The organism is Pseudomonas sp. 39004, assembly GCF_028682155.1.
GTDB classification, from domain to species: Bacteria; Pseudomonadota; Gammaproteobacteria; order Pseudomonadales; family Pseudomonadaceae; genus Aquipseudomonas; species Aquipseudomonas capeferrum.
Genome location: NZ_JANIAG010000046.1, coordinates 26999 through 33789, shown reverse-complemented (window position 1 = coordinate 33789; position 6791 = coordinate 26999). Strand labels below are relative to the sequence as shown.

Below are 6791 nucleotides of genomic sequence, written 5' to 3'. Positions count from 1 at the left end.
TCGCCGTTCTTCTCCAGATGCTCGATGATCATCCCCGCCACGTTCTTGCCTGTGGTCACCTCGATCCCCTCCAGCCCCGGCGATGAGTTCACCTCCATCACCAGCGGCCCGTGGTTGGAACGCAGAATATCTACCCCCGCCACGCTCAACCCCATCACCTTGGCCGCACGAATCGCGGTAATCCGTTCTTCCGGGGTGATCTTGATCAAGCTGGCGACCCCACCCCGGTGCAGGTTGGAGCGAAACTCCCCAGGCTTGGCCTGACGCTTCATCGAGGCAATCACCTTGTCGCCCACCACGAAGCAGCGAATGTCGGCACCGCCGGCCTCCTTGATGTATTCCTGCACCATGATGTTCTGCTTCAGGCCCATGAAGGCTTCGATCACCGACTCGGCCGCCTGGGTAGTCTCGCACAGCACCACGCCGATGCCCTGGGTGCCTTCGAGCACCTTGATCACCAGGGGGGCGCCATTGACCATCTGGATCAAGTCCGGGATGTCGTCAGGCGAGTGGGCGAAGCCGGTGATCGGCAGGCCGATGCCGCGCCGCGACAGCAACTGCAGCGAGCGCAGCTTGTCGCGCGAGCGGGCGATGGCCACCGACTCGTTGAGCGGGTACACGCCCATCATTTCGAACTGGCGCAGCACCGCGCACCCGTAAAAGGTGACCGAGGCACCGATGCGCGGGATTACCGCATCGAAGCCTTCCAGCGGCTTGCCACGGTAGTGGATCTGCGGCTTGTGGCTGGCGATGTTCATGTAGGCCCGCAGGGTATCGATCACCACCATTTCGTGGCCACGCTGGGTACCGGCTTCGACCAGGCGGCGGGTGGAATACAGACGCGGATTGCGCGACAGCACAGCGATCTTCATGCAGCACCTGTGACAGGGGAAAGGGTGGCCGGAAAGGCCGGTTTGTCTTGTACGTACTTCAGGCCAGGGTTGACCACCAGCTGGCCGTGAATAAGTGCCTTGGAGCCGAGCAGCAGGCGGTAGCGCATGTCCTTGCGGCAAGCCAGGGTGAACTCCACTTCCCATACAGCATCGCCCAATGCCAGCGAAGTGCGGATCACATAACGGGCCTGGGCATGGCCGTTGGAGCTCTTGATGGTTTTCATGGTCACCAGCGGAGCTTCGCAACGGCGGTGGCGCAACTGCACCACCGAGCCCAGGTGCGCGGTAAAACGGACCCACGGCTGGCCGTCACGCTCGAACGGCTCCACCTCGGTGGCGTGCAGGCTGGAGGTGCTGGCCCCGGTGTCGATCTTGGCGCGCAGCCCGGCCAGCCCGAGGTCGGGCAGGGCCACCCACTCGCGCAGGCCGATCACAGTCAAATGGTCAAATGTCTTCACGAAGCGCACCCAGGGGATAAGGTGGTGAACTGTAAGCACGGCGTGGACTTTTTGCATCCGCAAGATACGGTAGTACAGTTCGATGAAAGACTGAATTCGAGGTAACGGGATGGCACACAAGGCGGAAGAAGACGACAAGGTTCGCCTGGACAAATGGCTGTGGGCGGCGCGGTTCTACAAGACCCGAGCGCTGGCCAAGGCGGCGATCGAGAGTGGCAAGGTGCATTGCCGGGGCGAGCGCTGCAAGCCAGGCAAGGAGCCGAGGGTAGGCGATGAGTTCGTCCTGCGCACCGGGTTCGACGAGCGTACGGTCGTGGTCAAGGCGCTATCGGTGGTACGCCGTGGGGCGCCAGAGGCCCAGGCGCTGTATGCCGAAACCGAAGAGAGCGTGCGGCGCCGTGAACAGGCTGCCGAGCTGCGCAAGGCCGGCGCGATGGGTGTGACCACCGACGGCCGGCCGAACAAGAAACAGCGGCGGCAGATTCATCAGCTGCACGGCAGCTTCGAGTGATCGGGGCCGCAAAGCAGCCCCCAGGCTCAGCGAACCACAGCCAACCGCCCGACCAACGGCATCTTGGCTGCCAACCGGAACAGCGGCGCCGTCCAGCGCATCAATGCCGCACTGCCCTTGGCCGCCAACGGTGTATGGCAGCTCCACCCCAACGCCAGTATCGCCATCAGCAACCCGCCGATGTAGTCATCCTGGCCCCAATGGGCGCCTGCCACCAAACGCGGCAGCATGAACACTACCGCCAGCCCCCAGACCACCAGGTAGTGCACCAGGCGCCGGCTGAACAGGCTCATGAACAACGCCCAGATCAGCAACACCGAGGCGTGATCACCCGGGAAGCTCTTGCTGGAGCGGTCCTTGAGTTCCCAGGCTGCCTCCAGGTTCGGGTAGTAGTCACTGAGGTGCACGACGTCATCGAAAATCATCGACGGGCTCTTGTGTTGCCATCCAGCGGCATCGACCCACTTGGAAAACAGCGCGCGAATCACCACTAATAGGACCAGGGTGACCAAAAAGCCGAAAAAGGCCTCACGCACCTGGCAGGCTTTGAACACCCAGTTGCCACGGATCAGCACTGCCAGCAGGATCAACCCGACCACGATGTCGAACGGGCGCAGGCTGCCAAGGGTCCAGATGTAGCGCCAGGCGGTGTTGTCGGCCAGCGGCGCATTGAGGCTGTGAAACAGCCATTCGTCGAAAGTCAGGCACAGGATCTGGCCAATAGGCCATAACCAGAAACACAGTAGAGCGATGGGCAGCAGCGTGCAGGCTGCCAAGGGTCCCAAGGACCACCTTGCTTGGAACAGTGGTCGATTGTCCATAAGATACCTCTATTGCCAACAGGAATCGGAGCGCCTTGTGAGCGCTCTGTCACGGGCTTCGCAAGTGTTTCGAAATCCCGTGTAACCATTTTGTCATCATTTTCAGATAGCCAGAACCTATGAGCGAATTGCCGGATACCGATTTCACCCAACGCTTCATCTTCGACGACCGCGATATCCGCGGTGAGTGGGTGGGGCTCGACCGCAGCTATGCCGAAGTGCTGGCGCGTCACCCGTACCCCCAACCTGTGGCCGCGCTGCTCGGTGAGCTGATGGCTGCCACCGCATTGCTGGTAGGCGCGCTGAAGTTCGATGGCCTGCTGATTCTGCAGGCACGTTCCCAGGGGCCGATCCCGCTGCTGATGGTGGAATGCTCCGGTGATCGCGAGATTCGCGGCGTCGCCCGTTACGAGGCGGACCAGATCGGCGCAGAGGCGACCTTGGCCCAGCTGATGCCCGACGGCCACCTGACCCTGACCATCGACCCGGTCAAAGGCCAGCGTTACCAAGGTACCGTCGACCTGGACGGCGCCAACCTGTCGGAATGCTTCACCAACTACTTCGTTCAGTCGCAGCAGCTCAATACCCGTTTCTGGCTCGATGCCAAGGACGGCAAGGCGCGCGGCCTGCTGTTGCAGCAGTTGCCGGTAGACCGCCAGCGCGACGAAGAAGAGCGCGCCGAGAGCTGGCAGCATGTAACGGCCCTCGCCAGCACGCTCAAAGCCGAAGAGTGGGTGCTGGACAACGAAACCCTGCTGCACCGCCTCTACCATGAAGACGCCGTGCGCCTGTTCGATATCGAGCCGCTGCGCTTCCACTGCAGTTGCTCGCGCGAGCGCTCCGGCAATGCGCTGGTAAGCCTCGGCCAGCACGACGCCGAGCAGTTGGTCGAAGAGTGCGGTGGCAAGGTGGAAATCGATTGCCAGTTCTGCAATGAGCGCTATTTCTTCGATGCAAGCGATGTCGCGCAACTGTTTGCCGGTGGCGGGACAGACACGGCGTCAGAAACTCGGCACTGAAACGATTAACTACAGGGAATTCTGCTGTCGAATTGCGCAAAAGCGCAGTAACGACAGGAGGGGCCTACTTTTTTTGGGCTTTTCTGGCATAATCCGGCCACTTTTTTCGCTGTAGTAGTTTTTTACAGACAACTACAAAACGTTTGGAGCACTCGGCCTCGGGCCGGATGGGGTATCTCATGACGCAAGCCAACAACACCGTGTACACCGACCTGAGCGTCGATAAGCTGGTAGAAGAAGCGCTGCAACGCGGTGAGGGCGTGCTGGCCGATACTGGCGCACTGGTGGTCGAGACCGGTCACCGCACTGGCCGTTCGCCGGCTGACCGTTTCATCGTCGAAGAACCTTCCACCCAGGCTGCCATCTCCTGGGGCCCGATCAACCGCAAGTTCCCGGCCGACAAGTTCGATGCCCTGTGGGACCGCGTCGAGGCGTTCAACAACGCCCAGGATCACTTCGTTTCCTACGTTCACGTAGGTGCGGCCGCCGAGCACTACCTGCCGGTGAAGATGACCACCCAGACTGCTTGGCAGAACCTGTTCGGCCGTTGCCTGTTCATCAACCCTGAGCAGTTCAACCCGGCTGGTCGTGACCAGTGGCAGATCCTCAACGTCGCCAACTTCGTTTGCGAGCCTGAGCGTGACGGCACCAACTCCGACGGCTGCGTGATCATCAACTTCGCCCAGAAGAAGGTGCTGATCGCTGGTATGCGTTACGCCGGTGAAATGAAGAAAGCCATGTTCTCGGTGCAGAACTTCCTGCTGCCGGCTGCCGACGTGCTGCCAATGCACTGCGCTGCCAACATCGGCGAAGAAGGCGATGTGACCCTGTTCTTCGGCCTGTCCGGCACTGGCAAGACCACCCTGTCGGCCGACGAAAGCCGTTACCTGATCGGTGACGACGAGCACGGTTGGGGCGAAGGCGTTGTCTTCAACATGGAAGGCGGTTGCTACGCCAAGTGCATCGACTTGTCCGAGAAGAACGAGCCGGTCATCTGGAAAGCCATCAAGCATGGCGCAGTGCTGGAAAACGTCGTGCTCGACGCCAACAAGCACGCCGACTACACCGACGTCAGCCTGACCCAGAACAGCCGTGCGGCCTACCCGCTGGAGCACGTTGCCAAGCGTTCCGAAGCGAACCTGGGCGGCGAGCCTAACGCGGTCATCTTCCTGACCTGCGACCTGACCGGCGTTCTGCCTCCGGTTTCGATCCTGAACAACGAACAGGCTGCCTACCACTTCCTGTCCGGTTACACCGCGCTGGTCGGTTCCACCGAAATGGGTTCGGGCGGCGGCATCAAGTCGACCTTCTCCACCTGCTTCGGCGCGCCGTTCTTCCCGCGCCCGGCTGGCGAGTACGCTGAGCTGCTGATCAAGCGCATCAACGGCTTCAACTCCAAGGTCTACCTGGTCAACACCGGCTGGACCGGCGGTGGCTACGGCGTTGGCAAGCGCTTCAGCATCCCGACCACCCGCGCGGTGATCGCTGCGATTCAGAGCGGCGCGCTGGTAGGTGCCGACACCGAGCACCTGGACATCATCAACCTGGACGTGCCAAAAACCGTTCCGGGCGTTGATACCGAGCTGCTCAACCCGCGCACCAACTGGGCTGACAAAGCTGCCTACGACGAGGCCGCCAAAGGCCTGGCCAAGCTGTTCATCGAGAACTTCAAGAAGTTCGAAGTTTCCGACGCCATCAAGGCTGCTGGCCCACAGCTGTAAGCTGTCGTTAGCTGTAAAGAAAAGCCGCCTGAGATGGCGGCTTTTTTGTGCCTGATACTTTTGCACGATTACTAATGGCCTTTTCGCGGGCTGCCCGCAAAAAGGACGTAAAGACATCCTCCAGTCTGGATTTTCTGTTTCACTGTTAGCATCCATTGCGACCTCGCGAGACAGACAGATGACCGAAGCCCCACAGCGCAGTGCATTCGCCCACTTCCATCCCATCCTCACCCGCCCCCAGGACAACGACCTGAACGGCCACATCGCCGGTGCCACCGTGCATGGCTTTTTCGAAACCGCCATCCAGGCCTTCCTCGTCGAGCAAGCTGAGCTGGACCTGCGTGAAGGTGCGCTGGCGGCGTTCGTGGTCAGTTCGGCTGCGGATTTTTTCGCGCTGCCGGGTTTTCCGGATGTGCTTGAGGTGGGCCTGGGGGTGACGCGGTTGGCCGGCAGTACCGTGGAATACCGGTTGGCGCTGTATCGCCCTGGCGAAAGGGATGCGTGTGCGGCGGGGACGGTGGTGCAGGTGTTCATCGAGCGCTCAAGCGGCCGGCCTGTGCCGCTGCCTGAGGCGCTGCAGGCCATTCTCAGCGGCCTTCAGCTCGCCCCGCAGGCATAAAAAAGCCCCGCCGGGCGGGGCGGGGCTTTTGCTGCCAGGGCCAAGCCCTCAGGCATCAGTGGCGCCAGTGGCGCTTGTGCTTGCGGTGGCCGTAATGGTTGCCACGGTCGTAGTGACGACGGTCGTCGTAGCTACGTCGGTAGCGGCGATCGTCATGGCGTTCGTCGTCGTCGGCCTTGTTGCCCATGTAGTTACCCAGCGCGCCCCCGGCACCGCCGCCGGCTGCCGCACCAATGTAGCTACCGGTGGTGCCGCCCACCGAGCGACCAACCACGTTGCCGCCTGCGGCGCCCAGCGCGCCACCGATGGCGGCCTCGCCACGCTGGCGTTTGTCGGCACCCAGGGCGCCGCCGGCTGCGCCGCCCAGGCCGGCACCAATAGCGCCGCCCGTGCTACCACCGATGGAGTTGCCCACTACGGAGCCGAGTACCCCACCCAATGCGCCGCCAATGCCGGCCTCGGTATTGCCACCGGCCATGGCAACGCCGCTGAGCAAGCTGAAAGACAACAACAGAATCGAGGAGTACTTCTTCATCAAGAGAGCCTCATAAGGATGACGAGGCGAATTTGAGGCTCTGGAGGGCGGCTGGCAATTGAAATCCGACGAGTAGCACGAGTTGTACACAATTCTCTAAGTTACTGTTTTCTAGGTGAAACTTTATTGTTTTTTGGCTGTCAGAGGTACTTATGACAAAGCCCTGAACCGTTATGGAACAGGGCTTTTTCGTTTTTGCCGTTAGCCTTTCGAG

Annotated in this window: 8 protein-coding genes; 4 read left to right on the top strand and 4 right to left on the bottom strand. The window is 61.4% G+C overall.

The window, feature by feature from the left end:
- Positions 1-872 (bottom strand): 30S ribosomal protein S6--L-glutamate ligase (gene rimK, locus NP534_RS10815; protein ID WP_274098720.1); only part of this gene is annotated, 872 nt, incomplete at its 3' end.
- Positions 869-1351: a retropepsin-like aspartic endopeptidase RimB gene (gene rimB, locus NP534_RS10810; protein ID WP_047582975.1), complete on the bottom strand. Its 483-nt coding sequence runs from the start codon at positions 1349-1351 to the stop codon at positions 869-871. The genes rimK and rimB, both read right to left, overlap by 4 nt.
- 109 nt (positions 1352-1460) lie before the next feature.
- On the opposite strand from rimB, the gene NP534_RS10805 reads away from it, so the two are divergent.
- Positions 1461-1862, top strand: a complete 402-nt coding sequence (locus NP534_RS10805; RefSeq protein WP_047582909.1) for an RNA-binding S4 domain-containing protein — start codon at positions 1461-1463, stop codon at positions 1860-1862.
- A gap of 26 nt (positions 1863-1888) precedes the next feature.
- On the opposite strand, the gene NP534_RS10800 is transcribed toward NP534_RS10805, so the two are convergent.
- Positions 1889-2683, bottom strand: a complete 795-nt coding sequence (locus NP534_RS10800; protein WP_274098719.1) for a phosphatase PAP2 family protein — start codon at positions 2681-2683, stop codon at positions 1889-1891.
- A 119-nt stretch (positions 2684-2802) separates the two neighbouring features.
- Here NP534_RS10800 and hslO point away from each other — a divergent pair, with 119 nt between their 5' ends.
- From hslO to NP534_RS10785, 3 genes are all read left to right on the top strand, one after another.
- Positions 2803-3702: an Hsp33 family molecular chaperone HslO gene (gene hslO, locus NP534_RS10795; RefSeq protein ID WP_033703231.1), complete on the top strand. Its 900-nt coding sequence runs from the start codon at positions 2803-2805 to the stop codon at positions 3700-3702.
- 179 nt (positions 3703-3881) lie between these two features.
- Positions 3882-5423 carry a phosphoenolpyruvate carboxykinase gene (locus NP534_RS10790; protein WP_033703229.1) on the top strand — a complete coding sequence of 514 codons (1542 nt, stop codon included), beginning with the start codon at positions 3882-3884 and terminating at the stop codon, positions 5421-5423.
- A gap of 178 nt (positions 5424-5601) precedes the next feature.
- A complete protein-coding gene (locus NP534_RS10785; protein ID WP_033703228.1) occupies positions 5602-6042 on the top strand; it encodes an acyl-CoA thioesterase in 441 nt (146 codons plus the stop codon).
- A 55-nt stretch (positions 6043-6097) separates the two neighbouring features.
- Here the strand turns inward: NP534_RS10785 and NP534_RS10780 are convergent, their stop codons facing one another.
- On the bottom strand, positions 6098-6577 hold the full coding sequence (locus NP534_RS10780) for a glycine zipper domain-containing protein (RefSeq protein ID WP_033703227.1): 480 nt from the start codon (positions 6575-6577) through the stop codon (positions 6098-6100).
- Positions 6578-6791 lie beyond the last annotated feature (214 nt).

Excerpts from the sequence above, each read along its gene's own strand:
- hslO (WP_033703231.1), top strand. The coding sequence starts at position 2,803 with ATGAGCGAATTGCCGGATACCGATTTCACCCAACGCTTCATCTTCGAC.
- NP534_RS10800 (WP_274098719.1), bottom strand. The coding sequence starts at position 2,683 with ATGGACAATCGACCACTGTTCCAAGCAAGGTGGTCCTTGGGACCCTTG.
- NP534_RS10785 (WP_033703228.1), top strand. The coding sequence starts at position 5,602 with ATGACCGAAGCCCCACAGCGCAGTGCATTCGCCCACTTCCATCCCATC.
- NP534_RS10805 (WP_047582909.1), top strand. The coding sequence starts at position 1,461 with ATGGCACACAAGGCGGAAGAAGACGACAAGGTTCGCCTGGACAAATGG.
- NP534_RS10780 (WP_033703227.1), bottom strand. The coding sequence starts at position 6,577 with ATGAAGAAGTACTCCTCGATTCTGTTGTTGTCTTTCAGCTTGCTCAGC.
- NP534_RS10790 (WP_033703229.1), top strand. The coding sequence starts at position 3,882 with ATGACGCAAGCCAACAACACCGTGTACACCGACCTGAGCGTCGATAAG.